This is a genomic window from Ligilactobacillus ruminis DSM 20403 = NBRC 102161, from assembly GCF_900113455.1.
Lineage (GTDB): Bacteria > Bacillota > Bacilli > Lactobacillales > Lactobacillaceae > Ligilactobacillus > Ligilactobacillus ruminis.
The window spans coordinates 1-15,021 of record NZ_FOPI01000043.1 but is presented as its reverse complement, the minus strand read 5'-3'; the positions used below and the strand labels follow the sequence as shown (position 1 = coordinate 15,021).

18 protein-coding genes are annotated in these 15,021 nt (G+C 43.2%); 2 read left to right on the top strand and 16 right to left on the bottom strand.

Annotation, left to right across the window (positions count from 1 at the left end; all coding sequences use genetic code 11):
- A partial coding sequence (locus tag BMZ95_RS09875) for a transposase domain-containing protein (protein WP_143455009.1) occupies window positions 1–255 on the top strand: 255 nt, incomplete at its 5' end.
- Window positions 256–402: 147 nt separating this feature from the next.
- On the opposite strand, the gene BMZ95_RS09870 is transcribed toward BMZ95_RS09875, so the two are convergent.
- From BMZ95_RS09870 to BMZ95_RS09855, 4 genes are all read right to left on the bottom strand, one after another.
- Complete coding sequence (locus tag BMZ95_RS09870; RefSeq protein ID WP_046922111.1) at window positions 403–2,196, bottom strand: ABC transporter ATP-binding protein; 1,794 nt, start codon at window positions 2,194–2,196, stop codon at window positions 403–405.
- Entirely contained in the window at window positions 2,196–3,956 is a 1,761-nt protein-coding gene (locus tag BMZ95_RS09865; RefSeq protein ID WP_014073336.1) for an ABC transporter ATP-binding protein, read from the bottom strand. Before BMZ95_RS09865 ends, BMZ95_RS09870 begins: the two co-directional genes overlap by 1 nt.
- 88 nt (window positions 3,957–4,044) lie before the next feature.
- Complete coding sequence (locus tag BMZ95_RS09860) at window positions 4,045–4,269, bottom strand: YneF family protein (protein ID WP_014073335.1); 225 nt, start codon at window positions 4,267–4,269, stop codon at window positions 4,045–4,047.
- 100 nt (window positions 4,270–4,369) lie between these two features.
- Entirely contained in the window at window positions 4,370–4,621 is a 252-nt protein-coding gene (locus BMZ95_RS09855; protein ID WP_014073334.1) for a DUF896 domain-containing protein, read from the bottom strand.
- A gap of 167 nt (window positions 4,622–4,788) precedes the next feature.
- On the opposite strand from BMZ95_RS09855, the gene lexA reads away from it, so the two are divergent.
- Window positions 4,789–5,418, top strand: coding sequence for a transcriptional repressor LexA (gene lexA, locus BMZ95_RS09850; protein WP_014073333.1), 630 nt, complete (start codon window positions 4,789–4,791; stop codon window positions 5,416–5,418).
- A 100-nt stretch (window positions 5,419–5,518) separates the two neighbouring features.
- Here lexA and recN read toward each other — a convergent pair whose 3' ends face one another.
- From recN to BMZ95_RS09790, 12 genes are all read right to left on the bottom strand, one after another.
- Complete coding sequence (gene recN / locus BMZ95_RS09845; protein ID WP_046922110.1) at window positions 5,519–7,207, bottom strand: DNA repair protein RecN; 1,689 nt, start codon at window positions 7,205–7,207, stop codon at window positions 5,519–5,521.
- A 17-nt stretch (window positions 7,208–7,224) separates the two neighbouring features.
- A complete protein-coding gene (locus BMZ95_RS09840) occupies window positions 7,225–7,683 on the bottom strand; it encodes an arginine repressor (RefSeq protein WP_046922109.1) in 459 nt (152 codons plus the stop codon).
- 15 nt (window positions 7,684–7,698) lie between these two features.
- Window positions 7,699–8,517, bottom strand: coding sequence for a TlyA family RNA methyltransferase (locus BMZ95_RS09835; RefSeq protein WP_046922108.1), 819 nt, complete (start codon window positions 8,515–8,517; stop codon window positions 7,699–7,701).
- Window positions 8,518–9,417: a polyprenyl synthetase family protein gene (locus BMZ95_RS09830; protein ID WP_046922107.1), complete on the bottom strand. Its 900-nt coding sequence runs from the start codon at window positions 9,415–9,417 to the stop codon at window positions 8,518–8,520.
- Window positions 9,410–9,640, bottom strand: coding sequence for an exodeoxyribonuclease VII small subunit (locus BMZ95_RS09825; RefSeq protein WP_003698482.1), 231 nt, complete (start codon window positions 9,638–9,640; stop codon window positions 9,410–9,412). Before BMZ95_RS09825 ends, BMZ95_RS09830 begins: the two co-directional genes overlap by 8 nt.
- A gap of 5 nt (window positions 9,641–9,645) precedes the next feature.
- Window positions 9,646–10,983: an exodeoxyribonuclease VII large subunit gene (xseA, locus tag BMZ95_RS09820; protein ID WP_014073327.1), complete on the bottom strand. Its 1,338-nt coding sequence runs from the start codon at window positions 10,981–10,983 to the stop codon at window positions 9,646–9,648.
- Complete coding sequence (gene folD, locus BMZ95_RS09815) at window positions 10,976–11,830, bottom strand: bifunctional methylenetetrahydrofolate dehydrogenase/methenyltetrahydrofolate cyclohydrolase FolD (protein WP_046922106.1); 855 nt, start codon at window positions 11,828–11,830, stop codon at window positions 10,976–10,978. The genes xseA and folD overlap by 8 nt, the downstream gene beginning before the upstream one ends.
- A gap of 137 nt (window positions 11,831–11,967) precedes the next feature.
- Entirely contained in the window at window positions 11,968–12,360 is a 393-nt protein-coding gene (gene nusB / locus BMZ95_RS09810) for a transcription antitermination factor NusB (protein WP_014073325.1), read from the bottom strand.
- On the bottom strand, window positions 12,357–12,788 hold the full coding sequence (locus tag BMZ95_RS09805; protein WP_003694088.1) for an Asp23/Gls24 family envelope stress response protein: 432 nt from the start codon (window positions 12,786–12,788) through the stop codon (window positions 12,357–12,359). Before BMZ95_RS09805 ends, nusB begins: the two co-directional genes overlap by 4 nt.
- A 37-nt stretch (window positions 12,789–12,825) precedes the next feature.
- Window positions 12,826–13,386: an elongation factor P gene (gene efp / locus BMZ95_RS09800; protein ID WP_003698490.1), complete on the bottom strand. Its 561-nt coding sequence runs from the start codon at window positions 13,384–13,386 to the stop codon at window positions 12,826–12,828.
- 122 nt (window positions 13,387–13,508) lie between these two features.
- Window positions 13,509–14,591: a M24 family metallopeptidase gene (locus BMZ95_RS09795; RefSeq protein ID WP_014073323.1), complete on the bottom strand. Its 1,083-nt coding sequence runs from the start codon at window positions 14,589–14,591 to the stop codon at window positions 13,509–13,511.
- A 232-nt stretch (window positions 14,592–14,823) separates the two neighbouring features.
- Window positions 14,824–15,021: zinc ribbon domain-containing protein (locus tag BMZ95_RS09790; RefSeq protein ID WP_143455008.1), on the bottom strand; the 198-nt coding region annotated here is incomplete at its 5' end.

The following is a 15,021-nucleotide window of genomic DNA, read 5'->3' as shown; positions in this document are numbered from 1 at the left end:
GAATTGTCCAACAACAGCGCAGAGCGCGCTGTCAAAGAGAGCGTGATGGGGAGAAAAAACTGGCTGTTTTCGTCAACTTTTGAAGGCGCAAGGGCTAATGCCGTTGCGCTGTCGCTGATATATACGGCCAAACTTAATCAGTTGGATCCTGAAAAATACTTGAGAAAAGTATTAACGGAGATTACCAACATTGAGGTATTTGATCCTGAAAGGTTCCGCCAACTTCTCCCATGGAACATCGATCTTACCTCATAAATAAGAAAATAAAAACGATGCATACGCAATAACCTGAGATAATAATACTATCTCGGGCTATTTGTGTACACACCGCTGTTTTAACGACCGCTTACGCTGCAATCGCTGAAGATGCAACAGGTATTTTTCTTTAATTCGAATTAATTTTTATGCGCCTTGCCCTTGTGTTTGCGCACTTTGCATGCGATAAAGCTCAGCATAGCGTCCGTTCAAAGCAAGCAGGCTTTCGTGATTGCCGCGTTCAACGATATTGCCCTTATCAAGAACAAGAATCAAATCGGCATCCTTGATCGTTGACAGACGGTGGGCAATCGCAATCGTCGTTCTGCCCTTTCGCATCTGATTCATCCCGTGCTGAATCATCATTTCAGTCTGAGTGTCGATATTTGCCGTTGCTTCATCTAGAATCAAAATTTTAGGATTTCTGACGATCGTTCGCGCAAATGAAAGAAGCTGCCTCTGTCCGGCTGAAAAAGCTCCTCCGCGTTCAAAGACCTTTGAATCATATTTTTGCGGAAGTTTTTCGATAAATGACGAAGCATTGACAAATTCAGCTGCTTCTTTGACTTGTTCATCGGTAATCGATTTGTCATACATCCTGATATTCGTCTTGATGTCGCCATAAAACAAGAACGGCTCTTGCAAAACAAGTCCCAGCTTGCTCCTCAGTTCGGCAGTCGAATAATCTCTGATGTCATGTCCGTCGATTAAAATCTGACCGCTCGAAAACTCATAAAATCGCATTAAAACATTGATGATTGAACTTTTGCCGCTGCCGGTATGTCCGACCAAAGCAACGGTCTGTCCTGGTTCAACGGTAAAATTGATGTTTTTCAAAACCGGATTGTCTTCATCGTAACCAAAAACAACATCCTTAAACTCGATTCGCCCGGCAGTAATTTCAGCATCAGACTCTTCATTTTGCTTAGGGGCATACGTTTTTTCGTCCATGATTTTCAAAATGCGACTTCCGGCAACGATTCCGTCCTGAAAAACGGACATGTAATCCATCACATTCGTCATCGGATTGAAGAAGTTTTGCACATACGACAGGAACGCATAGATAACACCTGCCTTGACGAAATTATCCAATCCTTGAACGCCAAAATATGTCAAAGTTACCAACTCAGCCAAATTGAACAATAACGTAACAATCGGAAAGAGCAGCAATGAGTTGATCTTGATCATCTTGAAACGCATCTGCATATATGCTTCGTTTTCATCTTCAAATTCATGCGTGATTCGTTTTTGTTGCCTGAATTGCTGAATAATGCTGATTCCCATCAAAGATTCGTTCAGTTTCGTGTTGATTCGACTGAGATATTCGCGCAGGCGCCGATAAATTTTTGAACTTAATTTTTCATAAAGATAAGTCGTCGCAAAAATCACCGGCAAAAAAATCAGAGTCAGACAAGCTAACGAAACGCTCACGCTTGCCATTGCGAAAAATGCTGAAATAACCGAAAAACTTGCGACAAAAATCGTCAAAAAAAGCGTCCAAAAATCAAATAGCGTTTTCGTATCGTTCGTAACCCTTGAAACGATGGAACCCGCAGGCACGTTATCAAAATATTTGAGTCCTAACGTATGAAGCTTTTTAAAAAGTTCAACGCGAATTCTTTCAAGCGTTCGTTCGGCACCCATTCCAAAGGCAAACTGTTGTATGAACTGAGTTGCCGCCTTAATGATCGTTCCTAAAAAATACAGTCCGGCAAATGCCCAAATCATATTCATCGTCGTGTTCGAATTCGTCAGGTAATGATCAAGGTAGTATTGCAATGCACGAGGCAATGCGATATTGATCAGACTCAAAACAAGCGCAAACACGATTGCCGTAATGAACTGCCCTTTAAATTCCATTGCGTAAGGAATCAAGCGTTTAATAATCGTTTTTTGCTCTTTTCTTGTAAATGATCTTGCCCAAACCGACTCATGTTTCATTATGCCTCATCCCCCTTTCCGATATTTTGCTCAAGTCGCTGCATCTCAAACGTTTTTTGGTACCATCCGCCGTTTTGGGCAAGCTGCTCATGCGTTCCTCGTTCAACGACCGTCCCATGATCGATTACGATAATTTCATCGGCTCCCATAACCGAGCTCAAACGGCTGGCAACCATGATTGTCGTGCGATCCGCACGATTTTTCTTGATTCGTTCAAGAATGTGCTTTTCCGTTTTTGCGTCGACAGCAGAAAGCGAATCGTCCAAAATCAACAGTTCGGGCGAAACCATCAGTGCTCTGGCAATGGCCAAGCGTTGTTTTTGCCCTCCTGAAAGAGAGACGCCCATTTCCCCGACTTCAGTATCATAGCCTTCCTGCATCTGAACGATGTCTTCATCAAGATCGGCAGTATAGGCAGCTTTTTCGACTTCTTTTTGATCGGCCAAAGGCTTGGCAAACCGAATGTTTTCACGAATGCTTGTTGAAAATAAGAAGCTTGTCTGCGGAACATAACCGATTTGCGTCAGGAAATCCTGCATTTGATAATCGCGAATATCATGACTGCCAAACGTGATCTTACCGTCATAGCTGTCAAATTCACGCATCAAAAGCCGTAAAATCGTGGATTTCCCGGCACCGGTTCGGCCAACGATTCCAAGTACTTTGCCAGGTTTTACCTCAAATTTGACATTTTGCAAATTGACGCCGCGATCTTTTTGATCAGGATACTTAAATTCCTTAATGTCAAATGCAAGCTCTCCTTCAACATCTGAATGTTCTTCAAGTTTTGGCTGAACCCAGTGATTCTTTTCTCCAAGAAGCAGCATGATTCGATCGTAGCTGGCAGTGCCGCGTTCAAGAATGTTGAACAAACGTCCGATAGCAAACATCGGCCAAATCAATTCAGACAGATAAGAAACAAACGATACGAGCTGCCCGATTGAAATCGTTCCGTTCAAAACCGAACTGCCTCCGTAAACAATCGTCATAATGTATGAAAACCCCAAAATAATCGTCGTTGCCGGATCAAACAAGGAATCAATCACGATCGATTTTTTGTCGGCAGCAATCGTCTTGTCAACATGACGTTCAAAATCTTCAATGTCCTGCTTTTCCTGTCCAAGCGTTTTAATAACCTTGACGCCTGTAATGCTTTCTTGCGTCTTATTGTTCAGATCTGAAAATGCAGCCTGGGCATCACTGAACGCATCATGAATCTTCTTGCCAAGATATGTTGCTTCCAAAGCTAAAAAAGGCAAAGGAATGATTGCTAAAATAGTCAAGCGCCAGTCAACGAAGATGCACATCGCAATCAAAGTCGAACAGCCCGTCATCAACGAATCTGCCAAAGTCAAAATTCCTGAACCTGCGACTTCTCTGACCGCATCAACGTCATTGGTCGCATGCGCCATCAAATCACCGACGCGATGGTTGGCATAAAACGTCTGATCCATCTTCATAAAATGCTGAAAAAGACGACTTCTGATTTGCCTTTCTAAAATAAATGACGTGCCAAATATGTATTTTCTCCAAACATAACGCATCAGATATCGCATAACGGAACTGAAAAGAAAAATCAAAAGCATTAGACACAAAAAATTTGGTTTCAGGTTTCTCTGCGAAATGGCATCAACGATGCTTCCGATCACCTTAGGAGGAACGATTGTCATGATTGCCGTCACGAACAGAGCTAAAACGCCGATAACGTAACGTTTTTTCTGTTCTTTGAAAAACCAGTCCAAACGTTTAAAAATACCCAAAATAAACACCCCTTTTCTAAAAAATAAAAAAGCCAGGCACGCAGAAATCGCATCCCTGGCTTGATTTCAGCAAGATTTAAACATATGATCATTTCTTATCCATGTTTGCTTTCATTGCTGTCATCATTTGGTGAAGTTTCTTTTCGGAAGGCTTTTGGCCCATTTGGACCATCATCGTCCTTAACATTTGCTCATTGATAGGAGGATTCTTCTTTAAATAATCTTCCATATACTTGCGAGCCGCAAAAAAACCACCTGCAAAGCAAGCCAAGCCCACTAATACGATGATCAGCACTAAGACTGGTGTCGACATACTAACGCCCCCTTCTGATTAAAACTAAGTCTCAACAAATAATTTTACACAATATCAAATAAAAAATAAAGTGAAACCTCAAGAAACTTTACCTTGTCTGCTAATCATCACGCAATCCGCGTTTCCTTTGGATGTTTTTAACCTTCTCGGGCGTGACTTCCTTACCGTCTTTATCATAAATTTGAAGCATTTCAATTCGATTTCTGAATCCTTCGCGAAAAATAGACAAGTATGTCTCGCGAAGGCTTTTTTGTTCTTCTTTTTCTTCCGGAGTCAGACCGACAGTCTTTTTCCTGTTGGCCAACTCATTGATTCGATCGATGAGATTTTGCGGAATTTGACCATTATCCATCAATGGAGCCTCCTATTTTTAAATTCAACATGGCTAATGATATCTGAAATTTAAGAAAAAAACAAGTTTTTTGCTCACACGTTCGGAAAAGTTTTTGAACGAACTTTAGTTTGATTATCGATTGATTTATGTTATAATGATAACAAAATATAAAAGGGGGTGTACCCATGCCAAAAAAGCCATCAGAAAAACGCCAAATCAAGGTTTTGCGCTACATCTACAACACGGTTCAAGAGAAAGGCTATCCTCCAACCGTTCGCGAAATTTGCAAAGCAGTGGAACTTTCTTCCACTTCAACGGTTCACGGTCATTTGGCACGTTTAGCCAAACGCGGCTATCTCAAAAAAGACCCGACCAAGCCGCGTGCAATGGAAATTACGCCAGAAGGCCTGGAAGCCATCGGTGAGACTCCCAAGAAAACGAAAATTCCGGTTATCGGTACCGTCACTGCCGGTGCGCCAATTCTTGCCGTTGAGGAAACAACCGAGTATTTTCCGCTTCCTCCGGAATTTGAAAGCGCAGATGACTTGTTCATGTTGACAATTCGTGGCGAAAGCATGATCAATGCCGGAATTTTAAACAGTGATCAGGTTATTGTCCGCAAGCAGAACTATGCTGATAACGGGGACATCGTTATTGCGATGACCGAAGATAACGAAGCAACTTGCAAACGATTCTTCAAAGAACGTGACCATTACCGCTTGCAACCGGAAAATGATACGATGGCACCGATTATTTTAAACAGCGTCAGCATCGTTGGCAAAGTAATCGGTCTGTATCGTAATATGATTCGATGACTCAAATAATAAATGCGATTGCCCCATGAAAAGAAGGCAATCGCTTTTTTTACGAACAAAGGTCGCTGCCTTGCCCTAAGGTTTGACAACAACCTTTGTTTTAATTTTTTCTTGTCTCTTTGGCCATCTTGAAAAGTTCCTGCGCATGCTCCAAAGTCAATTCCGTAATCTTTGATCCGGACAGCATTCTTGCCAACTCTTGGACCCTTTCGCTATTATTCAAGAACTTGACGTGCGTTTCGGTTCTTCCGTCGATGACGTGCTTTGCAATAAAGTAATGGTGATCAGCAATTGCCGCAACCTGAGGCAGATGCGTAATGCAAAGAACTTGCGAATTACGAGAAATCAGACTGATTTTTTCAGCAATTGCCTGAGCAACGCGTCCGCTGACGCCGGTATCGACCTCGTCAAAAATAATGCTTGTTACGCCTTGTTTTTGTGCAAAAATAGTTTTCAAGGCCAGCATGATTCGCGATAATTCACCACCGGATGCAATTTTCGCCAGTGCGCCCATTTCTTCGCCAGGATTCGTTTGAATGTAAAATTCAACCCGATCAATCCCGTCTTCATTCAATTCAGCTGCATTTTCCTTAAGAAACTTGACTTCAAAAACGGCTTTATCCATGCAAAGTTCAGCAAGCTGCTGATGAATCGCTTTTTCCAGACCTTTAGCCACGGCTTTTCTTCTTTCGCTAAGCTTTGCAGCTAAAGACAGCGCCTCAGACCGTGCCTTTTTGACGCTTTCTTCTTGTTCGCTTGAGTCTCTGTCAACTTGCTGCATTTCGTCAAGTTCGGCAGAAATTTTCTCAAAATATGCCAAAATCTGCGGAATCGAGTCTCCGTATTTGCGCTTTAACTGATGAATCGTTTCAAGTCTTGCTTCGATTTCATCCAAGCGATTTTCATCCCACTCCATTGTATCAAGCTCATTTGAAACATCTCTGCCGACATCTTGCAGGCCGTAAAAAGCCTCTGAAATTTTATCGGCTATCGAACTCAGTTTGTCGCTGATTCCTGCAACCTTGTTCATTTCCTCCATGACGTTTCCAAGCACGCCCAAAACATCGAATTCTTCGCCGTTAAAGGCTTCATAGCCCGTTTCAAGCGCATCATGAATCATTTGGTAATTGTCAAGCTCTTCTTTTTCCGAAAGAAGTTTTTCTTCTTCGTCAGAGACCAGATTGGCCGACTTGATTTCCTGAACCTGAAACTGCAGCATGTCCATCCTTTGCGCCCACTGCTTTTCGTTCGTCTCTCTTTTTTCAAGTGCCTTTTTCTTTTTCAAAAAATCCGCATATCGTTCATGATACTCGTTTAAAAGCGGAGCAAGAGAATTGTCGAATCCATCGAGCAGCTTGATGTGATTTTCAGGATGCATCAATTCCTGATGTTCGTTTTGGCCATGAATATCAATCAGCGTTTCGCCAACGCGACGAAGCGTGGTCAAGTTGACCATCGCCCCGTTGATTCGACAAATATTTTTACCGCTTCGATAAATGTCGCGCTGCAAAATAAGGCCGTCGCTTTCAACGTCAATTCCGAATTCATCGAGAACGTCATTTGTCTTTGAATCTCCGGGAACGTCAAATAATCCTTGAATCACGGCTTTGTTTGCACCTTTTCTGATAAAATCGACCGAACCTCGTCCACCGGAAAGCAATCCCAAGGCATCAATGATAATTGATTTTCCGGCACCGGTTTCACCGGTCAGAACCGTCATTTGGCTTTGAAACTCCAGATCCATTTTTTCAATGATTGCAAAATCGCGAATCGTCAACTCTTGAAGCAAAATATGACCCCCTGAAACTATTCTTCGCCAATCATGTCAAGGAGCTTGTGGTGTATCTTTTGTGCATCCTCGTCCGACTTGGCAAACAGCATCACCGTATCATCATCACCCATGGCCGCAAATACCTCATCATATGCCATCTGCGTAATCAAACTGGTAATAACCGGGCCGTTTCCGGGCAAAACCTTAAACACGCACATGTCGCGCAAGAAATCTGACGATACGTATGCCTCTTTCAAAATGCGATTGAGTTTCTTTTCAGTACTTGTCTTGACAGAAGGAGGAACGCTGTAACGATACTCTCCATTTGGCGTTGGCACCTTCAAAAGCTGCATGTCTTTAACGTCGCGCGAAATCGTTGCTTGAGTTACTTCGATTCCCTTAGCTTTCAGAATCGCAACCAAATCTTCCTGACGATAAATGTCATTTTCTTGCAGAATCCTTCGAATGATGCGCTGTCTGTCTATTTTCCTCATTTATCTCACCTTTCTCTACTTATGTTCAAGAACGGCATGTGCCTGTTTAACGACTGCCGCTGCATCAACTTCGGGCATGATTTTTCCCTCTCCGTCAACGGATTTCAGGTGTATCAGAAATTCGATGTTTCCCTGACCTCCGGTGATCGGCGAAAAATCTAATTCGCAAACATCGTAACCGACGCTTGCGGAAAAGGCCATTATGTCTTGAACGACTTCCAAATGAGTTTTAGGATCATGCACGATTCCGTGCTTGCCGACTTTTTCTCTTCCCGCTTCAAATTGAGGCTTGATCAAAGCAACGACGCTCCCGCCCTCTTTGATGATTGAGTGCAGATTCGGCAAAATCAAATGCAGAGAAATAAACGAAACGTCAATCGTGGCAAAGTCAGGCTGACCGCTTGTAAAATCATCTTTCTTTGAATATCTGAAATTGGTATTCTCCATTACGACGACCCGATCATCTTGTCTCAATTTCCACGCAAGCTGATTGGTGCCAACGTCAAGCGCATAACTCATCTTGGCACCCTTTTGCAAAGCTGCGTCGGTAAATCCTCCGGTTGAAGAACCGATATCCAAAACGGTCTTGTCCTTAATCGAAAGATGAAAGACTTTAAGCGCTTTTTCAAGCTTCAATCCGCCTCGACTGACGTACGGCATTTTAGTGCCCTTAAAATGAAGCTTCGTTTCAGGATCAACCTTCATTCCCGGCTTGTCCAAACGTTCTTCATTTTCTCCGAGAATCTCCCCGGCCATAACCGCACGTTTGGCCTGCTCGCGCGTTTCAAATAAGCCTTGTTGAACCAACAAGACGTCAATTCTTTCTTTTTTCATCTAATTCTTACCTGCTTTAAAATAATTCAATAACTCTTCAAGCAACATCGTTTTTGCGCCAAATTCTTCTGCCAGCACTTCCAGATGCGCTTTGGCATTCGCTTTTGCTTTTTCAAGTTCCTCGTATGCTCCGTCAAGACCCAACAGTCCAGGATAGGTATTTTTATGCTCTGACTGGTCCTTATGCGTGGCCTTTCCCATTTCTTCCGGAGTCGAAACGACATCCATGATATCGTCATAAATTTGGAATGCCAGTCCAAAACAATTTCCAAGTTCTTTAAGTTCACCCAAAGCCCGGTCAGACACGCCGGCAAGTATTCCGCCTGATTCAAATGCATATCTGAGCAAAGCTCCGGTTTTTTGCGCATGAACGTTTCTAAGCTGAGGCAACGTGAGCTTGACGCCTTCATTTTCAATATCCCCGACCTGTCCGTTGACCATGCCTTGAGGTCCGGCTGCAAACGCCAACCTGCTCATGAGCGTGCACTTTGTCTTTGCGGAAATGCTTATTTGTCCCAAGCATTCAAAGGCTGTCGTCAATAATCCGTCACCAGCCAAAATAGCCATCGATTCGCCAAAGACTACGTGATTCGTTGCCTTTCCACGCCGAAGCTCATCATTGTCCATTGCCGGCAGATCATCATGTATCAACGAATAAGTATGCACGAATTCAAGCGATGCGCAAACGTCTAAAACGTCTTGATCGATTTTTTTCTTGAAAGAATCGCAAACCAGCATGATAATCATCGGTCTGATGCGCTTTCCACCGGCATCAACCGAATAAGACATCGAATCATGAAGAGTTTTGCGCGTATTGAGCTGTTGCAGATAAACGTCCATTCTTTCATTTAACAAGGGCAAAAATTCTGCTTGAAAATTATCCAGTTCAGAATTATTCATTGTCATCAGCTCGTTCGTAAATTTCTTCTTCTCCGTTCGAATTGATAACTTTCGTCAATGTTTCTTCAGCATCGTTCAGCGTCTTTTGCAAGGTATTGCTGAGATCGATTCCTTCTTTAAACTGAGCCATCGCTTCTTCCAAAGGAACGTTGCCTTTTTCAAGATTGTTTACGATCTGTTCTAATTCCTGCAGCTGCTGTTCGAATGTTTTTTCATTGTTCATTTGTCTCATTCCTTTTCTGTTTCAATAATTGACGCATTTGCATATCCGTCTTGCAAATGCAGTTTGATCTCTTCTCCGACGCTAAGCTCATTGACGCTTTTGATCACGTGATCTTCTTGAGTCACATAGGTAAAGCCGCGGCCCATCACCCTCAGCGGACTCAACATATCAAGCGCATTTTTTGCTTTGATGAAACGATTCTCTGAATTTTTAAGTCGGCTTATTCCTGCGCTTTCAAGCTGTCTTCTGTCTTGTTTCAATTCGCTTTGCAGCAGGCTTATCCTGTCAGGCATGATTCGGCCATACAAAACTTTGTTTGCAACCGTCAAGCGATTTTTTCCCTGACTGATTTTATTTTGCGTCAAACCGATCAGTTCATTTTGCATTCTGTCAAGTTTTTGAAGATATCCTTCATACAAGCGTTCCGGCTGCATGAAAATGTAGGAATTTCTACATTTTTCAAACCGTTGCTTAAGATACTCGATTCGATTTCTCATGCTCTTGACCAAGCGATAGCGCAACTGATCAATCATTGCCAAATCATCGCTTAAAACTGAGGTTGCAAGTTCGGCAGCCGCAGTCGGTGTTGCAGCTCTGACGTCTGCCACAAGATCAGCAATCGTCGTATCGGTTTCATGTCCGACTGAAGAAATAACAGGAATCTTGCTGTCAAAAATCGCCCGTGCGACTTTTTCTTCGTTAAACGGCCATAAATCTTCAATCGAACCGCCCCCTCGTCCGATGATAATCGTGTCAAAATCTCCTCTTGCGTTGACTTCCTTCAAACGTGCGACCAACGTATCAGCAGCTTGCGCACCTTGCACGACTGCCGGAAACAGCACTACTTGGGCGATCGGATATCTTCTGCGAATCGTCGTCCTGATATCTTGAATCACGGCTCCGGAACGGCTGGTAATAACGGCGATACGCTTAGGAAATCTATTGATCGGCTTTTTCGGTGCAGAAAACAAACCTTCTGCCGAAAGCTTTTGCTGAAGTTCTTTGAGTGCCTGGTACAGTGCACCGATTCCTTCAGGCTCCATTGTTTCAACGTAAAATTGATACTTTCCGCTTCCTTCATAAACGTCGACACGACCGCTGACAATGACTTTCATCCCTTCTTCAGGTCTGAACTTGACCTTTGAGAAATCACTTGCAAACATTACGACGTCAATCACTGCATTTTCATCTTTTAAAGAAAAGTATTGATGTTTGGGACGCAGTCGAAAATTGGAAATTTCGCCTGTCAAATACACTCTGCGCATATACGGGTCGGCCGTAAATTTTCGTTTGATGTAACGCGTGAGAGCCGTAACCGTCAGATACTTTTTTTCATCAGACATTCGCAACACTTCTTTCTGCAAATTCAACCGTTTGCTTCATCAGCATCGCAACCGTCATCGGACCTACTCCGCCTGGGACGGGCGTCAAAAACGCAGCCTTGCCCATAACGTCTTTTGCATCAACATCACCGCAAAGCTTTCCTTCAGCCGTCCGGTTGATGCCGACGTCGATAACGACCGCTCCTTCCTTGATGTAGTCCTTGTTGAACATTTTGGCTTTGCCAACGGCAGCAACCAAAATATCTGCTTTTTTCGTAACGCTTTGCAAATCATGCGTTACGCTATGCGCCACGGTTACGGTTGCGCTCGAGTTGATCATCAAGGCCGCCAGCGGTCTTCCGACAAGATTGCTGCGTCCGACGATCACAACCTCTTGTCCTCTGACGTCAATATCATATTCTTTAAGCAATTCCATGATTCCCCTTGGCGTGCATGGAAGCGCTTGGGGCTCATTCATGAACAGACGCCCCATGTTTTCAGGATGAGATCCGTCAACGTCTTTTTTAGGATCGATCGTATCAATAATCTCCTTTTCATCAATATGCTTTGGAAGCGGCATCTGTACCAGAATTCCATGCACGTCAGGATCGTTGTTGTACTTTTCAATCATCTTGATCACGTCTTCTTGTTTGGAATCTGCAGGCATTGTTTCATCAATCGTGTTGATTCCGATTTTTTGTGCTGCGCGATGCTTGTTTCTGACGTAAACCTTGCTTGCTTCGTCGTCACCAACCAAAATTACTGCAAGCGTGGGCGTTACCCCAACCTTTTTTAATCCCTCAACGCTTTTTTTCAAATTCATTTTGACCTTTGCCGAAAGGTCACGCCCGTTCATTATTTCCGTCATCAAAAACACCCCAATGAATATATATTCTGTCTGTTACAAATATTTTACCATAGCAACGCCAAAATACAGAACTTATTTTCAGGCTTTTTTGAAAACAAAAACAGCCGTCACCCGCAAACGGACGACAGCTGTATTGTTTAGATCAAATTGGACAAAACGCCATTGATGAAACGACGTGAAGTCTCATCGCTGAATTCTTTTGAAAGTTCCAAAGCTTCATTGAGAGATACCTTGTTCGGAACCTCTTCAACGAACTTAATCTCATAAACGGCAATGCGCATTAAAATCAAATCGGTTTTATTCAAGCGGGAAATCGGCCATCCCTTTTTCAAATGAGCCGAAATGGCTTCGTCGATTTCCGCAAGATGTTCATTTACTCCGTCAACCAGTTGAGTCAAATACTCGGGAGCTTCAATATCCTTGCCCAATACTGTTTGATACACGTCAGTCGCAACGGCATCAGGGTTGCTGCTCATTGCAAACAGCGTCTGAAATGCCAAGCGCCGAATATCATGTCTAGACATACTCAATTTTCTTCACCATTCTCTTCGCCGAAAGGATTATTAGGATCGATTGCCGGAATTTCCTTTTCAGGGATGATTCCGCAAACGTGAACGTCGACTCCTGCAATTTCAAGGCCAGTCATGAACAAAACTTGTTGCCGAACCTTGTCTTGAATCTCGCAAGCAACCTTTGGCACGGAGACCCCGTAATTTAAAAAGACATAGACGTCAACGAGCAAACCGTCTTCCGTGTTTTCCAATTTAACGCCGCGACCGCGATTTTTACGTCCGATGAGTTCAGTCAGACTGTTAGCCAAAGAACCGCGCATTGAGCATACGCCTTCAACCTGGCTTGCGGCAATTCCGATAATTACTTCGATTACTTCAGGAGCAATGCGAACCTCGCCCAGGCCTTGTTCCTTTGTTGCCAAGACAATGTTGTTATCTTCAGCCATTTAAAAGACCTCCTTGAGTGTCGTTGTGTCGACCAATTTAGTTGGCACGTGAAATATATGAACCATCAACCGTGTTGATCGTCAACACGTCGCCTTCGTTAACAAAGAACGGCACTTGAACAACCAATCCGGTTTCCATCGTTGCAGGCTTTGAACCACCGGAAGCAGTATCGCCTTTGATGCCAGGTTCGGTAGCTTGCACAGTCAGGTCAACCGTGTTCGGAAGTTCAATTCCGAGCGTTTCGGCACCGTACATAATAACGCTGACAACCATGTTTTCCTTCAAGTATTTCAATTCTTCCGTCAATTCTTCGCCGGGAAGCTCAAGTTGTTCGTATGTTTCAGTATCCATGAAGACGTAGTTGTTGCCGTCTGCATACAAGTACTGCATCTTGCGACGATCGATTTGTGCTTGTTCAACTTTTTCGCCGGCACGGAACGTTTTTTCTTGAACGGCACCCGTACGAAGGTTCTTAAGTTTTGAACGAACAAATGCTGAACCCTTCCCTGGCTTAACATGCTGAAATTCGACAACACGCCATAATTCACCATCAACCGTGATGGTCAAACCGTTTTTAAATTCATTAACAGAAATCATCTGATGATCCTCCTCTGATTTATGGACAAGAAGAAATTCTTTGCATACTCGTCCAAATATAACGTACACTCTATAATACCAAAAGAACACGCTATTATGCAAGGGAATTGGCAATAAACATCTCAGACTTCTGTATAGTCGCGTGAAAAATCAGTCAATATTTCGTAACCGTTCTTCGTGACCAGAACATCATCTTCAATTCTGACGCCTCCGACTCCAGGAACATAGATTCCAGGCTCAATCGTGATGATTTGTCCTGCTTTCATGTATTCTTCGTATGTGCGCCCGACATTCGGGAGCTCGTGGATATCAAGACCGATGCCGTGCCCCATGCCGTGATTGAAATACTTTCCGTAACCGGCATCTTCGATATATCCGCGGCCGATTCGATCAAGTTCCTGACCATTGACCCCTTCTTTAACTGCTTCGATCGTCTTTTGCTGAGCTTCAAGAACGATCTGATAAATTTTTTGGGCTTCATCGCTTTGCTTGCCTATTGAAAATGTTCTTGTCACGTCGGACGTATAACCATCTGCATAGTACCCAAAATCAAGCGTAACCAAATCACTTGCTTCGATTTTCTTAGTTGTTGCCGTCCCGTGAGGCCAGGTCGTGCGCTCCCCTGAAGCAACGATTGTTTCAAAAGAACGTTCTTCAGAACCGTTTTTCTTCATATAGTAGTCAAGTTCGTTTGAAACCTCCAATTCGGTCATCTGAGGCCTGATTGTTTCCAAAACGTATTGATAGCCTTTTCCAGACATCTTGCAGGCACGTTTGATTGCATCAATTTCTTCAGGAGATTTGACAGAACGGATATCTTCGATTACGCCTGACAACGGAACGATGTCGCATTCGCACGATTCATCGATAAAATCGTATTCCGCATATGAAATCGTATTTTCAAAAGCCATTGCCGCCACATGGTTTTTGACGCAAAGATCACATGCTGTTTTCAGGTAATTTCTTGTAATGATTGCCTCCCAAGAAGGCTGATCATGAGAAATTTGCTCTTCAAAGCGAGAATCGGTAATCAAATAGCGATGGTTTTCAGTCACAAGCAAAACTCCGTCGTCTCCGGTAAATCCGCTCAAATAGTATCTGTTTGAGGGATTGGTCACAAGATACGCATCAACGCTCATTTCACTCATCTTGCGCCTCAATTTGCCAACACGCTTAAGGGACATTTCATCAGTTACAAACATCATGCAAAATCACCATCCAAATTTTCTCATCATTATTTATGGTAATTATATTAAATCTAAGAGTTCGATTCAAGAGTATTTACCGTTGAACTACCCCAACTTAACCTGAAACTTCGTTTTTTACCGGTTTGAAGTTGGGGATTCTGGGAACACGGCAAACTTGCCAGTCTAGTTCTTCACTAAGTTGGTAGAGGTCATCGCTATTTACCAAGGTACGTTCCATACCTGTTTATTATTAAGCCAGAGTTTCTAATCCTTTAGCTAAGATATTTTTGGCTGCGTTTACATCTCTATCAAGATGCGCATGACAATTAGGACAGTCCCATTCACGAGCAGCTAGCCATTCTGACTGAGAAAGGCTGTCAAACTCGTGATTTTTTTGTTTGCATTCATGACAAATACGACTGGTATTTTTAGGGTCTATGATAATTAA